Raw genomic sequence first — 16,239 nt, 5'->3', positions numbered from 1 at the left:
AGACGACAGCTATTTAATTGGGCATTGGGCATTGATTATCTCCCTCATCCCCCTTGTCCCCCTCATCCCACTCATCCCCCTCATCTCCCCATTGAACTCTTAGGTAAATGAATATTGATTGTGATTCCTGTACCTTTGAGATTTCCTGATGAGAGTGTGTGATATAAGACCAATGCCCGATTTGGTTGGTCAAAAAGAAACCCACGTGTCGAGGGTTTGATCTTTCCTTGCTTTACTAATGAAACGAAGGTTTCTAGATATCTACGTATACCTTGACGGTTCTCTTGACTGGTATTCAGATGATGCTCAATCAGCATCATAAAGAAGTCCAAGCTCCGATTCTCCTGCCCCTGAATCAGATTGCCCTCATCCAAAAAAGAACTTGCTATGAGTCTGCCATCAACTTGTTTAACCTTAAACAGAGTAAAGTAACGCCCTTCTTTTTTTGGATCGTTCGCATAACAGACCCAAGAACCTTCTTGATTCTGGGTAAAACCTTGTTCGGCAAGGTAAGAAAGCAAAGAATTATTTGCTTTGGTCTGTGGTGGAGGTAATAAATCGTCAATGGGATCTAAAGAGCAAATCCTCTGTGTTGCTTTCTGTTGAGAAATAGTAGGAGTCTCTTGGGTATGGACGCGCAGAGGCTTGTCATTAGACATTGCCATGCTAGACATTGCAGCCAATGCAGATACTTGGAGAGCGATCGCTCCAAACAAACGAACAATGATATTCATGTTTTTCCTGTTACTTTTGCTTACGTTGTCAATAATCAAGTCGTGACTAAATCAGAATTGATCTAGCAGTCCTAAATCGGTTGTTAAATTTAAGCGTTTGCCTCATTTGGTCGAGGGGAGCTTAAGTTTTAACCAACCAAATAGGAATTTTATATATAGGTAACTAAATACAAAGAGGTTCAATATCTAAAGAAAACACCTAATGTTAATGTATTGTTGACATGATAAATCTGGCTTTTTGATATTTTTAGATATACAAAAAACAATTGACATGATGTCAAAACTTTTTTATTTACTGCCGTCTAATTTTTAGACATTTTTAAGAGGGTTTTATGCCTTCTTTACTGGCTGCCGTGATTCCTAAAAAAGGTCTATGTTAGCTCTTTAGTGTCTTATATAAGCAGACTTCCAAAAGCTCTATGCTTTACACATTAGTGCTTTCGGTGATTTTCTTACTCGATTGAATATTTTTTTGGTTTTTGGAGGTAGCGCATCTAACTAGATGTTTCAGCATGGGTACAATTTGGTGTATAAATAGTATCTCCCGACGGTAAAATAATATTACCATGAGCTTGAGACGTGCAACAGCATTGTGGACAGTTATCAAAGTTGTACACTGTTAATTATGACTACCTTCTCATTAAAGTTCATGGCAAATAGCTGATAGTCGAAGTCCATTTATTTACACATTGTTAGTATTCTATAACCGAATACAATTGTTCCCAAATTACAAGTTTCATGTCTTAAATAAAACACCATTTTATGGAATATACGCATAACAATATACTTGTATTGCTATATAAGTCTGAATTTTTTTAACCTGAAGCTAAAAGCGATCGCATCAAACTAAGTAAGTTAGATTACTAAGTACAAAATTTACAATTTAGTCAGCTATTGTTGCTCTATACTTTATCAGTGTCTAAAGCTCAGATTCCTGAATTTATATATTGTCACGACGAAAGAGTATGTCCTTAAATTTGCTCTATAGATAGAGGAATATTATGAGCAAATTTGGTATATTGAGAACTTATAATTTGACTACAATGAAGATATTAAATTAGTGCTTTTACAAGCATTGACAATATGAATGTGGAATTTTTTAATAGGATTCCTATGATGCCTTTAATATTACTATGGTTGGCTTACATTCTCCTGGGATGGTATCTTGCTGCTAATCATATTATTTGGTTCGCAGGAACTTTTGTCACTGCTATAGTTATAGCTGTAGTACGAAAGAGCATTTCTTGGTTAGAGCGTTTAGTTGAATTTGGCTCTCAAACCTTAGTTGTTATATTATTTTTAAGCACATCAATTGCTTTAGTAGCAACTTGGTCATTATTATTAAGACTTTTTCTTATACCCTTAGCAACTACGCTTTTAGCTGATTTGGAAATGCGCTTTTCTGGCTTTAATAAGGTAGATTCCTTTTGGATTTTAACTATCTTAGCGGTATTGGGTTTGATCGTGGGCGAATTAATAGATATTCTACTTTTTCCCAGTAGCAGATACTAACAGGACTTACGCACTCAAAACCTGAAACCTCGATCCCCCCTAGCCCCCCTTAAAAAGGGGGGGATTTGAAAAGCCACCTTTTTAAGGGGGTTGGGGGATCTCTTATGCGTAAGTCCTAACTAAATAAACCTGACTTTTTTAATTGGAGCGAAGCGACTTGACGGGGTGACGAGATAGGCTAAAAAGCTTATGAGACAAAAAATGAAGCAATTTATGGTAGAAAATCTTCATTCAGCGACATTCTCGACTGAGTACCAACTGTCCATTAGCCAGTCGATAAAGCCCTTGTGGTTCAACTATGCGATCGCCTTTTTTCCAAGTATGAGATGCTGGTTGAAGATTACGCACCTCGCCAGTCGAATATACAGAAATTAATCCATCCCCTGGACTATTGCGTAAAGCGCCAGAACCAGTAATGAAGAATGTACCCCCTTGCTTGGAACTGCGCGAAACGCAACTATTAGCGATAAGTGCATTAGTGTCGATGACGTTTTGAGATATTCCAGTAAAGCTGTTTTGAATGGAACTAGTATCGAGTGCGCTAATATTAATTACACCGGAAACGCCTAATTGCGAACTTGCAGTAATATCACTTTTTTCAGTTGGCTGTGGACGCGCTTCGATACCGAAGATACCTTGCGAGTTGATTTGAACATTTCCACCGGAACCAGTATATGCATTGGCGCTAATGTCGCTATTTTCTTTGGGGATGGCGACGATGAATTTAGAGTTGATATTGATGTTACCGCCATTGCCACCTGCTTGGCTTCTACCTGCGGTGGTTGAAATTAAACCATTACGGCGCAAAAGTAATAAATCATTGATATTGAGGGTGATGTCACCACCATTACCCGCATTTGTTAAAGAAGCGATCGCACCACTAATTTCTAGAAAATTAGCATTAATTTTAATATCTCCAGCGTCACCCTTACCTATGCTACCAGAAACAATTTCACCACGATCGCGTATATTAATCTTGTTGGCAGTAATATCTATATCACCACCTTTACCATTACCCCCTTCGTAAACTGATGATGTTATCCCAGTTAGGGACTTACTATCTAAACCAGTCAGGATAATGTTATCAGCTTGTACAGTTAAATTACCCGCATTCCCATTTCCAAAAGTTGCCGATGATATCTGCGATTCTTCTTGTACATTTAATAGTTGAGTTTTGATGTTGATATTACCTGCGTTACCATTAGCTTTGCTGCCAACCTGAGTTAAAACGGCGCTATTTCTGCGTAAATCAATTTGATTGGCATTAATCGTAATATTTCCCGCATTACCTTGATTGAATGTAGAGGCAGAAATTGCTCCTTGATTGCTGAGGTTTAAGCGTCTTGTTGTAACATCAATACTTCCCCCAGAACCAATTCCCCCCCTTTGTAATTCGGCGAATAAACCTGATGGTGCAAATGAACCATCTAGTCGTTCTGAGCCAACCCCAGTAATATCAATAGAATCAGTGGCATGAACTACTAAATTACCCCCTTGTCCTCGTCCCCCAAATACTGAGGTTGATATGTTTCCACCATTACTCAACCGTAAGTTTTCTGTGTCAATAGTTATTGTGCCACCCCGCACATCGGCATTACTACCTTCAATCACATCCGAAGATAAGTCACTCATATCAGGAATACCGCCGAACCGAGACAGAAATTCTTGTAGCTGAGGCTGAGAAAAATTTGTTTCCCCACCAGGTACAAAAACAAACCCGTCCAATTCTACATCCTTGGCGCGGATAGTAATATTCCCAGCATTACCACTGCTTTGAGTGGATGCGGTGTCAATATGTCCTCCTTGAGTGAGGGAGAGTCGAGGCGTTTCTATCGTTACATTGCCACCATTTCCTGTACCAAAACCCGTAGCACTTGATATATAACTCCTACCGCTAATATTTACGTATTCGCTAGCTTTAATAAAAATGTTAGCTGCATTTGCACTGCTAAGGGTAGTCGTTCTAATCTCACCCCCATCTTTAAGATTAAGTCGCTGGGTTTCAATAGTGATATCCCCTTCTGTTGCTTGAGTTTTGCTTTCAATTGGTATATCAAGATTTGTATATATGCTACTTTTAGTCACCTCAACCGCATTCTGAGCCTGAATGGAAATAGAACCAATACTTCCACCAGATGAAAGTGCTGTTATTCCCCTTCCTAATAAATTATTTTGAACTCGCAAAGTACCGGTTTCAATCCGCAGATTACCTGTTGAACCCGAACTAAAACTGAAAAGTCCTAAAGAAGCTTGGTTAGTGATATTGACGGCATTTGTAGCTCGGACAGTTAAGTTTCCTCCATTACCTACACCATCAGTATCTGCCTGGATAAAGCCACCATTGACGTTAACCGATTCCGTAGCATTGAAAGTAATATTTCCGCCATTACCTTTACCACTACTAGATGTAGAGATACCACTGATATTTTTTGGTATTCCATCTCCAGTAATTGTGATTTTCCCGGCATTGATATTCACATCGCCACCCGCACCCGTAGCAGAAGTATCACTAGCAGATAAAATCGAACTGCCGTTGGCGATAGTTACTGCATCGCTAGCTTGAATTTGAATATCACCACCCTTTGCTGCACCAGCAGTACCGCTAACAATTCCAGAGTCGTTATCTAAATTAAATTGAGTCGCATCAACAACAATTGAGCCGCCATTACTACCGAAAATAGACGAACCATTTAGCCCAATTTTCCCCCCAAATAGTTCAATTGCACTATTTCCAGTTGCAGCGATGAAGCTACCATTCGTTAAGTTGATGGGTGCGCGTCCGAAATTTTCTGGAAACTGAAAACCCAATGAGGAGCCATTGACATTTAGCCTAACAATTGTATCTCCATTGACTGCTCCCAATTTCAATTGTCCATTTTGACTAAATAAAAAACTACCATCTAAGGTGATTTCACCGCCAATCAATGCTAAATTGCTGCCAGTTCCAACACGTAAACCATCAACAGCATTTCCCCGTGAATTCCGAATCACTGCTTGGCTAGTAATACTTCCGGGTTGTGAACCAAACTGTAAACCAATTGGTACATTGATAGCTAACAACGGCGCTGCTTGGGGATTTGTGGCGCTAAATTCTATCCCATTGGCAAAGACTAAACTATTTGCTGTCGTTCCTAAAAAAGAACCTTGTATATCTAAACTGGCATTTTTTCCAAACACAATGCCATTGGGATTTAGCAAAAACAAATTTGCACTACCTAATACACCCAATGTCCCGAAAATATTCGATTCTTTACCACCAGTAACGCGAGAAAAGATATTTGTTATGCCGTCTGGATTAACGAAATAAACGCCTTTACCAACGCCGACGTTAAAATCTTGAAAACTGTGAAATAGGTTAGTGCCACGAGCCGCACCGCCCTGGATCAGGTCATTATTTTGATTAAAAGGAATGACTTGCGATCGCTCTTTCCCCAGGCTGTTATCGGGAGTTAACTGAGCAAAAGTAGGATGAATAGAAACTGCGATCGCACCTACACCCCCCAAGCATCCAGCGATGCTAAACCGCAAAATCTTCATAAGCACCCTGCATTTGAATCACATTTATTTAAATATAAAGTTGCAGCCCAGCTCCCCGACTTCTTAAAGAAGTCGGGGAGCTAAATCATCATTTTCTAATTAGCGATCGCTGGCAATCTTCTGGAGGTATTCGATGCGTTGCTGAGTATTTTTTTGTTCTGCGTCTTTACCTATCAATATTTCGGACTCTGCAAGGTTTTTAACTAAACTTGCCCCAGTGTGCCCTAGTTTACCATTATCACTTCCTTTTAACGCTTCTTCCAGTGCTTCATACCACAGATCGTTTTCAGCATAATAATTTACGCCTTCTGGAATACTAGTTAATTGTTTTTTAGCCAGTGATTCAGGATTTATGACAGTAAATTCTGCTCGTCTTACAATCGTGTCGTTTCCACAGTCAATTGAGATTTGCCATAAATATGTTTTACCCACTGTGAGTTCGGGGTAATCAACGGGAAGTTTTAGCTTATTAATCCCGATTATTGTTGGTATTTCTTTAACTTCACCAATTTGTTTAGGGTTGTTGGTTGAATTTGATTCAGCTAATCGGAATCGCACGTTTTGGGAACTTGACATATACCAAGCTAACATCGGACGCGTGGAAGCCGTTTTACCGATAAATGTCTGAGGTGCAAGCTGCATCAGAGGGATACCGACGCTACTGGGACATCCACGCGAACCACCCGCACGGGAATATCCGCTAGCGGGTTTGCGATCGCGTGGTTTAAACTCAGCAAATGCTGGAACTGCTGTCATAACAAAAACCGCACCTACAACTAAGCTTGTAAGTCTACGGTTATTTTGCAAAAATCCAAAATGTTGATGACTCATGGTAAATGCTGTTGATTATAGGGTTATTGAAACTTTATTAAGTTATTCGTTTTTAATTTCTAAACTCATACTTAATTCTTTCCTTGATAAAATCTCAAAACTCAAATTCTTTCTTAAGTTTCCAACTAAGTTCGCAGATAGTCCCGCGAGGAGAAAATGATTCTCGTCGAAATTCTCCTCTTAATTGTTTAGCAAGGACTTTGGAATGCTTTGTACCTTTATTTTCTAACTTTGATGTAATTCCTGAACCATTGTCTTTAACGGACAATTTGTACTTATCTGAACTATAAACACCTGATGCTTCAACACGCTTGACTCCTTGAGCATGTTTGCCCACATTACACAATGCTTCTTCCAAAAATAGACAAATTCCGCGTTTGTCTTCCATACATAAATATTTATCATCAATTGGGTCAAAATTTCTAATTTTAACTTTTAATGTTTTAAAGGTTTCAAAATCTTTACGTTCTAAGGTACTAGAATAAACTTCATATAATAAATCGTGAAGCGGTCGATTTAATTCTAGTATTAATCCGCTACCTAAACGCAAACTTTCTTCTGTAGTCAATGCTTCGAGTTTGAGAAATTCACCAATTTCTCGAATTTCCCAATCAAGTTTTTCAAATTGCTTTAGCAATTGCTCGTAGGGGATATCTTCAGCACGCATGTGCTTTAATCCATAAGCGAGGGTTTGCAAAGGGCCATTGTGAATTATACTAAAAGTGTGGTCAATAGTATTTTGACGTTCCTTAATTTGCGATCGCAAGAATTTATCATGCTGGTAAAAGGCAAAAGCACTCAAACCTACCCCATTCACAGCTAAAACAAGTAAACCCGGTGCTACAGGAATCCATACACCCCACACCCACAGCATTATATATCCGCAGCCAAATAGACAAAATCCTGCTACACTTACACCAAGTATATTTCTCCAAACAGATTGGGTAAGCCGTCCTATAGTAATTGGCAAAAAACCCCAAATCAATATCCATACATATTCTGCAATATCTCCCCAACTGTGCAACATTGGGCGATTATCTATTACGGTACTAAGAATTTGACTGATGACATGAGCATGATAGTCTATACCATAAATTTGACCGCTTAATTTTAAGTTAGGCAAAGCAGATGTATAAATAACATCACCAGTACTCAGGTTGCGGTTGCCAACTAACACAATGCGATCGCGCAACGATTTTACATCAACTTTCCCATTGAAAACATCGCGCAGTGACACAACATCAAAAGGTTGATTGCTGTTGCGAAAGTTAATTAAAATTGACAATCCCCCATCATCAGCCCTAACGTATCCGCCAAAATTCGGAGTAATTCGGGGTAATTCAATCCCCCGAATCATGATTGTATTCGGGTCATTTTTTCCCGTTTCTAAGTTAATTCTCTGCGCATTTAAATACTTAATAACTAACCGCAATGCTAAGGAATATTTATCTTCATTAAGATTCTTACTATTCGCCGTATATAACAAATAACGTCGATTTTTGCTATCCTCATCATTAAGTAAATCCACAAATCCTACTCGTTCAGGTGGCAAACTCTGGGGTGGTAAAGTTTCGTTGGGGGGTAAAATTTTTTCAATCCCAATAATATTAGAATTTGACCGCAATACCTGTGCGAGTTGTTTGCCACCAGGTTCTATGGGAACATTTTTGAAGATATCCAGCCCAATCGCTAGCGGTTTATAAGTTTCCAGCTTGGTGAGTAACTCTGCAATCTTTTGATCTGGAATTGGATATTGCTTAACCCATTCAATATCTTTTTCGTCGATACCCACAATTACTACACGTTCATCATGTTTTTCCACCGGACGCAGATGTAACATCGTATCCAGAAGCATCCATTCCCAATATTGCATTCCTCCTGCTATTCTGATCGAGATCGTCACAATCAGCACTATGATGCCAGGAGGTGCAGCCAGCCACCATAGACCAAATTCTTTGTAAATGCGATTCCAGGTTCTCCTTCTCATCTAACTTCCAAATTAATTTTTGGCGGATTAATCAATTAAGCCTTCTTCGCGAGAACGAATTTCGGTGAGAATTCGCATATTCTTACCACTTTGCTTGCAGTCTTCAGGATACACCCCTAAAACATCCTGAATCTTCGTCCAGTAAGTCCGTACTGCTCGTTCTGATTTATACATTCTTTCAGCGATCGCCTTATCTGTCAAACTCTCTTCAAAAGCCAACCGCAACACATCCAACCATTCGGGTTTGAGTTCGATCCCGCTTTTGATGTCTTTGGTGTGAGTTGCACCATGAAGGGCTAAATTAACCCGCATCAGCATTTCTTTTTCGGGTAATCCTTTGTCTGCGATCGCAAAACCACCTTGATGATTATCAATCTCATGTTTAATTCTGATTAACACCTTCATATAACTAGTTTGGACGATAAAATTCTGATGGGGATATTCATTAAGCAAAGTTTGCAACAGCTTAATTCCGGTATCAATCTCTGCTGTTTCTCCTTGCTGATAGGGAATTGATAAATCCATTACAATCAAGTCAAACTGATAATATTGAAGTTGAGAAAGTGTTTCTTTTACCGTCTGAGCTTTAACAAGAGCAGCTTCGGGATACTCTCGACTTAAGACATCAAGAGTACCAGTCAAAATTAATTGATGGTCATCGACAACAAGAATACCCAGTCTTTTTTCCACTGGTAAATGTCCATAAAATTGATGTTCTTTCAAACTTATCCCTACCATAATTTCATCCAAATTAAAAGTTTTTTTCAGCTTTTACTGAGTATTGATTAGCACTGAAAGCTACTTTGTGCCTTGTGAGTGATTTTTCAATTCAGTACTCTTCTAAACGTTATCTTTGAAGTCTCCGCCTATTTTAATTGGAGATGAATATCTCACCTATACAGAAAACTGCAAATAATGTTGAGAGGAGATTATTAATTACCAGGACTTACGCAAAAAAGTTCTAAAGTAGCGGTAATTCATGAATTACCGTTTCTCCATATATATACTGCATGCAAACAAGCAGCAAAAGCAGATGTGTAACATTAATTAGAACATTCTCGACTCAATAGCAACTGCCCATTATTCAGCCGATATAACCCAAGTGGTTCAATAATCGGATCGCCTTTCTTCCAGGAATGTGATGTAGTTTCTACACCTCTAACTTCACCAGTGCTGTAAGTAGAAACTAAATCTTCATCGGGGCGATTAGTAGTCAAAGCGCCGGAACCTGTTATGGTAAAAGAGTTTTCTTGTCGCTTAATGCCGCGTGAAATGCAACTATTAGCGATGAGTGCGTTAGTGTCAATAACTGGGGATAATTCAGTAAAGCTATTTTGAATAGAACTGGTATCGGGTACGTTAATGCTAATGGTACCTGCAACGCCTAATTCAGAACTGGCGGTAATATCACTTTTTTCGGTTGGCTTTGGGCGCGACTCGATACCAAAGATCCCTTCAGATTTTATTTTGACATTCCCGCCTGTTCCAGTGAAGGCATTGGCTGCAATATCGCTGTTTTCTTTGGGGATGGCGACGATAAATATTGAATTGATATCGATGTTACCACCATTGCCACCTGATTGCGCTGTCCCTGCTGTGGTCGAAATTTGACTACCGCGACGCAATAGTAAAAGCTCGCTGGCAGTTAAATTAATATTTCCCCCATCACCAGAGTTAGTTATTGCTGCAATAGCTGCTTTGTTATCAAGTGCTGTAGAAACAGAATTAATATTAATATCTCCAGCTTTCCCTTGTCCAAAGCTGCTTGAACTGATTCCCCCGTGATTTAAAAATAAAGAACCTGTTGTCAGGTTAATATTACCTCCATTGCCAACAGCGCCTTGATTGACTGTACTAAAAACACCGCTAGAAAAACCTGTGGGGCTAACACCCTCAATTAAAATGCGATCGCGTGCATCAATGGTAATATCACCTGCATTACCTTTAGAAGAAGTACTAGCATTAACTATTCCACCATTGGTTAAAGACAAAGAAACTGCTGTCAGGTTAATATTGCCTCCTCTACCTTCAGCTTTACCTTCTAAGGTAGTAAAAACACCGCTTGCAGTTCCATTCCTACCGACACCATCAATCCCAATAGCATCGCCAGCATTAACTATAATGTCACCAGCATTACCTTTGCCAAAACTGCTAGCAGCAAGTTGTCCACCGTTGCTTAGTGTTAAGGAATTGGTTGTAATTTGAATATCCCCACCTTTGCCAACTCCAGCGAACAAATCACTAAAAACGCCAGTCGGTTTATTGCCAGTAGTACCATCGATAATTACAGCATCGCGGGTATCGATAAAGATATTACCACTATCACCTTGACCACTACTAAAAGCGGCGAGTTCACCACCATTTTTTAGAAATAATTCTCTGGCGTTGATCCGAATATTCCCAGCGTTACCCGTGCTACTGCTTACCGTAGGACTGCCTATGGAAGTAATTAAACTATTTTTCCCACCATCCAAAGTTACTGTATCACGGGCATTGATGGTGATATTGCCTCCATTTCCCTGTCCACCTGAGTTTCCAGCAATGGTTGCACCGTTAGTAACAGAAAGTGATCCTGTTGTAACTTCGATGTCACCTCCTTTACCTTCACCACTCAGCAATAAACTAAATAAACCACTCTTTGCATCAATAATTTGACCACTATTCAAAGTTACACCCTTGACGACACCATCAATTTTGACGCTATCACGAGCATTGATGGTGATATTTCCACCATTACCTTTTTCTCCGCTATGTGAAGAATATATTGCACCGCCATTTGTGAAAAACAGCGATCCTGTTTCAATTTGAATATTTCCGGCGTTACCATTGTATCCTTCCGTATTGGCACCACTGTATAAACCATTACCGCCAATTCCATCAAAAGTAATAGTATTGGCAACATCAAGAAAGATATTACCTCCATTTCCTTGTCCGTCGTTACTAGCATTTAATCGTCCGCCATCTTTTAATAGTAAATTACTTGCAGTGATGCGAATCTCACCACCATTACCTATCGGATTATTAGTACCGAAACTTGATACTGTACTGCCATCTTTTTGTCTCCCTCCAAAACCCGAAAATGTCACATTATCGCGGGCATTAATAGTGATATTTCCTGCATTTCCAACTCCAGCAGTAAAGCTAGATATTTCAGCACCATTAGTAACAGAAAGCGATCCTGTTGTAACTTGAATGTTTCCTGCTTTTCCAACACCTCCAATGTTTAAATTGCTTTTAAAACCACTATACGAATCATAATTCTTATTATTAAGGTCAAACTTACCCGCGTCGATAAAAACGCCATCTAGCTTAACATTATCAGAAGCTTCGACCGTAATATTTCCGGCATTACCTTGTCCATAAAGACTTGTTGATACTTCACTGCCGTTAGTTAACGAGAGTGAACCTGTTTTCAGGTAAATATTTCCTCCGTTACCTACGCCATCATTAAACACATTACTACTAACATCGCTATTAGTATCGAAGACTATATTATCAAGGGCATTAATGCCGATATTCCCAGCGTTTCCTTTGCCAAAGATAATGCTATGAATATCGCCTCCATTGGTAGCTTTTAGCGTACCTGTCGTGATTTCAATATTACCACCATTACCTTGTCCTAAAATATCAGTATCAAGGTAAGCATTATTGCTTAGTGTAAAATAGCTAGATTTGATATTGATATTACCACCATTACCTGTTGCTCCTGTGAATACAAAGCTACTAATTCCACTATTCAAATCATCTTTTTGACCTGCAACAGTAACAGCACCTTGAGCATTGATATTTACATTTCCTGCATTACCTTGTCCATAGAGACTAGCATTGATTTGTCCAGCATTTTGTAATGTCAATGTTCCAGTCGTAATATTGATATCGCCACCTTGACCAAATGCTTTTTCTTGCACTACGTTAGCGATGAAACCTTTATCTATTAACGTTGTATCTCCTGTGGCATTAATATTAATATCTCCACCTTGACTATTTGGAGTACCTAAACCTATATCTATTCCCCCTTTTAGTTTACTTTGCCCTGCTAAATTTACATTTCGAGCTTGAATTTCGATATTACCGCCACCCACACCGCGAACATTCACTTCTGCACCATTACTCAACGAAACATCGGCGCGTTCCACATTCTCAGGTATAACTAAACCCAGATTATCACCCGCAATATTCAATCCCACATTTCCCGGTGCAGCCAAACCTGCTAATTCAACATTTCCGCCATGAGCCTGAATTCCACCACCATCAATATTGATATTTCCACCAACAAGCAGCAAACTTTTACCATCAGCAACTTGCAAACCCGTAAGATATCCACCGATGGGATTAATCGCTACAGGTGTTTGAGATTGATTAATAATTCCCCCATTTGCTTGGATTTGATTAAACAGCAATACCGAAGGATTAATAGTCAATAACGGCACAGCTTGGGGATTTGTCGCACTAAAAACCCCTTGATTGCCAAACTGAATTCCGTTTGCAGTTGTCCCCACAAAGGAACCCTGTACATCTAAACTGGCATTTTTGCCAAACACAATCCCATTAGGATTTATCAAAAATAAATTCGGGCGAGAATTACCAAATGTGCCAAGTGTCCCCAAAATTTTTGAAGGGTTATTCCCCGTTACCCGTGCCAGAATATTTTGGATATCTGCGCTAGGACTAAAGAAATACGCCGCCCGTCCCGTGCTGATATTAAATTCTTGAAAGCTGTGAAATAGATTGAATTGGCGAGTTGAACCACCAGTAATTACTTCTATGGGCTGTCCCTGAAAGTTACCTATAACTTGTGAGGATTCAGCCCCAAGTGTCTTGTCAGGTACGATATTACTTTGCTGCGCTTGGGTTTTAGCAGTAAAAATACTGACAATTAACCAACCCAGTAAACCTGCCAATCCAAACTGCAAAAACTTGTATAATCTGTATTTAATTATCATAAGGTGTTATTCATGTAGATTCTTTGAGTATCTAATAGAACTGCACCTTTAAATAAGAAATAAGTGAATATTCGTTAATTATGCAGTTTTCTGCAATGATGACGATGTCTGACGACAAGCCTGACGGCTACGCATTCTACAGAAATGCGACATTTCCCTTCGCGATAGGGTTTTGATAACTCAATATTAAACGCCTCGTCATCCATGTACAGCATTCAACACTTATTTTCCCAAACCCCCTTGATGTTCACAACGAAAACCTCTATGCTCCCAAGCTTGCATATCTACTTCAGTAAGTTTAGTAACATTTGAGCACTGCGGTTGAATAATCTGACTTAAAATCGCCCACAACAGGCTACGGGTTAAATCTAATCCAGTTTTGCTCCAAGATTCATTATTTCCTGGAATACCTGACTCCTCAACAATCTGCGGCTCTACCCAAATACCATGAGCGCCCAAGAGAATCTGGGCCATCCATTTAGCTCTGGGTAAGTGACTTGGCGAGGTAATCAACATGACTTTATGTACTCCCCAACGCCGTAAAATTGGAATACCATAATAAAAATTTTCAAAGGTGGAATTCGCGCACTTTTCTAACCAAATGTTTTGTAACTCGACTAGTTCCGGCTGAAAAATTAACCATATACAGGGGTCTGGGGAACCATGAGAAATTAAAATTGGGGTTTGCGGATACTGTTTTGCTTGTTGAGCTACATAAATTTCTCGACGAATACTGCCACCAAGCACAAAAAAGGCATCTACTGGCTGCGAAGAAGCAAAAACTAAGGTTATAGTGGTAAAAATTAACCAAGTACCCAAGACAAAGTACAAGATACCAGTTAGTTTTTGTAACAATTGCCACAGATTAGCACAACTTTTTTTAATAGAAATTAATGATTTGTTGGTAAATTTACGTTTCATGACTTCGGTAATAAAACCTGATTTAATAGCTGCATAACAGTCCTGCAATTAAGCGATCAAAGTGCTATCTTATAAAAGTAATGAATAAGTACAAATATGACGCTAATCAAAGTGTCACATATTTAGTATAGCCTTCCGGAGATGGCTAACAAACTGAGAAATGGTTGTTAATAATGCAGTATTTTCGGCATAATTCAACGATAAAAATGATGAAAGACGCATAGCTTAGTTTGGGGTATAAAAACTTAAAAATTTCTGGAAAGCCTGATTGCTAAACTGTCAACAACACAATTATTCCAGTTAATATACATGAACCAATCTGCGAAAAGTTACTCACCGCTCCAAGTAGCCTTGATTGGTGGAGCGATCGCCACAACTGCTACAATGTCTGTGTTCGGCCCCGCTTGGACTCGTGGTGTCCGTGCCGCTCTAGCCCTACAAGACAGTCCAAAAGTGATAGTTGACCAAGTGTGGCAACTGGTGAATCATGAATATGTTGATGGCAAATTTAATCAACAAGATTGGCAAGCAACCAGGCAAAGCCTCTTAAGCAAAGACTATTCTTCCCGAGAAGAAGCATACACCGCTATCCGCGAAGCTTTACAAAAGTTGGGAGATCCTTACACTCGATTCATGGATCCCAAACAGTTTGAAGCCTTGACTAGCCAAACATCTGGCGAAGTCTCTGGCATTGGCGTGCGGATGGAAGTAAACGAAAAAACTCAACGGCTGACTGTTGTTGAAGCTATAGAAAATTCTCCAGCCCTAAAAGCTGGAATCAAAGCAGGTGATGAAATTTTGGCAATTGACGGCAAATCTACTCTCAAAATGAAAGTAGATGACGCTTCCAAATTAATTCGCGGCAAAGCGGGTAGTCCCATCAAGCTCCGAATAGGACGAGCCGGGCAAAATGCCTTGGAACTGAAGCTAACGAGAGCAAGTATTGAAGTGCCAACGGTACGTTATACCCTTAGACAAGAAGGAAATCGTCGCGTCGGTTATATCCGTTTGCGGGAATTTAGCGCTCATGCCGCAGATCAAATGCAACGAGCCATCCGCGATTTGAACAGCAAGAAAGTTGATTCTTATGTCTTAGATTTACGGGGAAATCCTGGCGGGTTGTTGCAAGCTAGTATTGAAATTGCCCGAATGTGGTATGACAATGGCGGAATTGTCAAGACAGTAGACCGAGTGGGCGGTACTGAAGAAACTAAAGCCAATCGCACTGCTTTAACAAATCGTCCCTTAGCAGTTTTAGTAGATGGGAATTCAGCTAGTGCTAGCGAAATCCTCACAGGGGCACTCAAGGATAATAAACGAGCGGTAGTCGTAGGTGGTCAAACTTTTGGTAAGGCCCTAGTGCAGTCCGTTCATGAACTCGCAGATGGTTCCGGTTTGGCTGTCACCATTGCCCATTACTACACCCCGGCGGGAACAGATATTAATCATAAAGGAATTGCCCCAGATATCAAGCTAGATTTGACAGAGGCACAAGAGCGGCAACTAGCTTCTAATCCCGATTTAATCGGAACTAAGAGCGATCCCCAATATGCCAGAGCGATCGCAATTTTATCAAATAATAACTTTGCCCAGCCGCCAGCAAATCAGCCAACTCGACCCATGAGCCGCGCCGATAACCTGAAATTTTAGGTTGCCAGGTGTTTATATAGTAGTATTCCCAAATCCAGGTTTTTGGAGTTACGAAAACTGCTTAATATACTGTTCTAGGATTTTGGTTTGGGAATACTAGCTAGTAATCCTATCTCCCAACCAA

Annotated in this window: 9 protein-coding genes; 2 read left to right on the top strand and 7 right to left on the bottom strand. The window is 39.8% G+C overall.

The features are described from left to right. Positions 1-80: 80 nt before the first annotated feature. Positions 81-734 carry a hypothetical protein gene (locus GTQ43_RS00430; RefSeq protein WP_265269718.1) on the bottom strand — a complete coding sequence of 218 codons (654 nt, stop codon included), beginning with the start codon at positions 732-734 and terminating at the stop codon, positions 81-83. Positions 735-1,817: 1,083 nt separating this feature from the next. On the opposite strand from GTQ43_RS00430, the gene GTQ43_RS00425 reads away from it, so the two are divergent. Next, positions 1,818-2,246, top strand: a complete 429-nt coding sequence (locus GTQ43_RS00425) for a hypothetical protein (protein ID WP_265269717.1) — start codon at positions 1,818-1,820, stop codon at positions 2,244-2,246. 231 nt (positions 2,247-2,477) lie between these two features. Here GTQ43_RS00425 and GTQ43_RS00420 read toward each other — a convergent pair whose 3' ends face one another. The 6 genes from GTQ43_RS00420 to GTQ43_RS00395 form a co-directional block, all read right to left on the bottom strand. Further along, complete coding sequence (locus tag GTQ43_RS00420; protein ID WP_265269715.1) at positions 2,478-5,783, bottom strand: filamentous hemagglutinin N-terminal domain-containing protein; 3,306 nt, start codon at positions 5,781-5,783, stop codon at positions 2,478-2,480. 99 nt (positions 5,784-5,882) lie between these two features. Continuing rightward, positions 5,883-6,614, bottom strand: coding sequence for a DUF928 domain-containing protein (locus tag GTQ43_RS00415; RefSeq protein ID WP_265269713.1), 732 nt, complete (start codon positions 6,612-6,614; stop codon positions 5,883-5,885). A 94-nt stretch (positions 6,615-6,708) separates the two neighbouring features. After that, a complete protein-coding gene (locus GTQ43_RS00410; protein WP_265269711.1) occupies positions 6,709-8,601 on the bottom strand; it encodes a CHASE2 domain-containing protein in 1,893 nt (630 codons plus the stop codon). 27 nt (positions 8,602-8,628) lie between these two features. Then, positions 8,629-9,339 (bottom strand): response regulator transcription factor, encoded by a 711-nt coding sequence (locus GTQ43_RS00405; RefSeq protein ID WP_265269709.1) that lies wholly within the window; start codon positions 9,337-9,339, stop codon positions 8,629-8,631. A 305-nt stretch (positions 9,340-9,644) separates the two neighbouring features. Then, positions 9,645-13,544, bottom strand: coding sequence for a filamentous hemagglutinin N-terminal domain-containing protein (locus tag GTQ43_RS00400; protein WP_265269707.1), 3,900 nt, complete (start codon positions 13,542-13,544; stop codon positions 9,645-9,647). 222 nt (positions 13,545-13,766) lie between these two features. After that, positions 13,767-14,465 carry a YdcF family protein gene (locus GTQ43_RS00395; RefSeq protein WP_265269705.1) on the bottom strand — a complete coding sequence of 233 codons (699 nt, stop codon included), beginning with the start codon at positions 14,463-14,465 and terminating at the stop codon, positions 13,767-13,769. 309 nt (positions 14,466-14,774) lie between these two features. Here GTQ43_RS00395 and ctpB point away from each other — a divergent pair, with 309 nt between their 5' ends. Further along, positions 14,775-16,115 carry a carboxyl-terminal processing protease CtpB gene (ctpB, locus tag GTQ43_RS00390; protein ID WP_265269703.1) on the top strand — a complete coding sequence of 447 codons (1,341 nt, stop codon included), beginning with the start codon at positions 14,775-14,777 and terminating at the stop codon, positions 16,113-16,115. Positions 16,116-16,239: the final 124 nt, after the last annotated feature.

Origin of the sequence: Nostoc sp. KVJ3 (assembly GCF_026127265.1) — a bacterium.
In the GTDB taxonomy this organism is placed as follows: domain Bacteria; phylum Cyanobacteriota; class Cyanobacteriia; order Cyanobacteriales; family Nostocaceae; genus Nostoc.
Note: the sequence above shows the minus strand (reverse complement) of the source record. Positions and strands in the feature narration are given on the sequence as shown.

Coding starts and splice junctions, on each gene's coding strand:
- GTQ43_RS00430 (WP_265269718.1), bottom strand. CDS start 734: ATGAATATCATTGTTCGTTTGTTTGGAGCGATCGCTCTCCAAGTATCT.
- GTQ43_RS00410 (WP_265269711.1), bottom strand. CDS start 8,601: ATGAGAAGGAGAACCTGGAATCGCATTTACAAAGAATTTGGTCTATGG.
- GTQ43_RS00400 (WP_265269707.1), bottom strand. CDS start 13,544: ATGATAATTAAATACAGATTATACAAGTTTTTGCAGTTTGGATTGGCA.
- ctpB (WP_265269703.1), top strand. CDS start 14,775: ATGAACCAATCTGCGAAAAGTTACTCACCGCTCCAAGTAGCCTTGATT.
- GTQ43_RS00425 (WP_265269717.1), top strand. CDS start 1,818: ATGAATGTGGAATTTTTTAATAGGATTCCTATGATGCCTTTAATATTA.
- GTQ43_RS00395 (WP_265269705.1), bottom strand. CDS start 14,465: ATGAAACGTAAATTTACCAACAAATCATTAATTTCTATTAAAAAAAGT.
- GTQ43_RS00405 (WP_265269709.1), bottom strand. CDS start 9,339: ATGGTAGGGATAAGTTTGAAAGAACATCAATTTTATGGACATTTACCA.
- GTQ43_RS00415 (WP_265269713.1), bottom strand. CDS start 6,614: ATGAGTCATCAACATTTTGGATTTTTGCAAAATAACCGTAGACTTACA.
- GTQ43_RS00420 (WP_265269715.1), bottom strand. CDS start 5,783: ATGAAGATTTTGCGGTTTAGCATCGCTGGATGCTTGGGGGGTGTAGGT.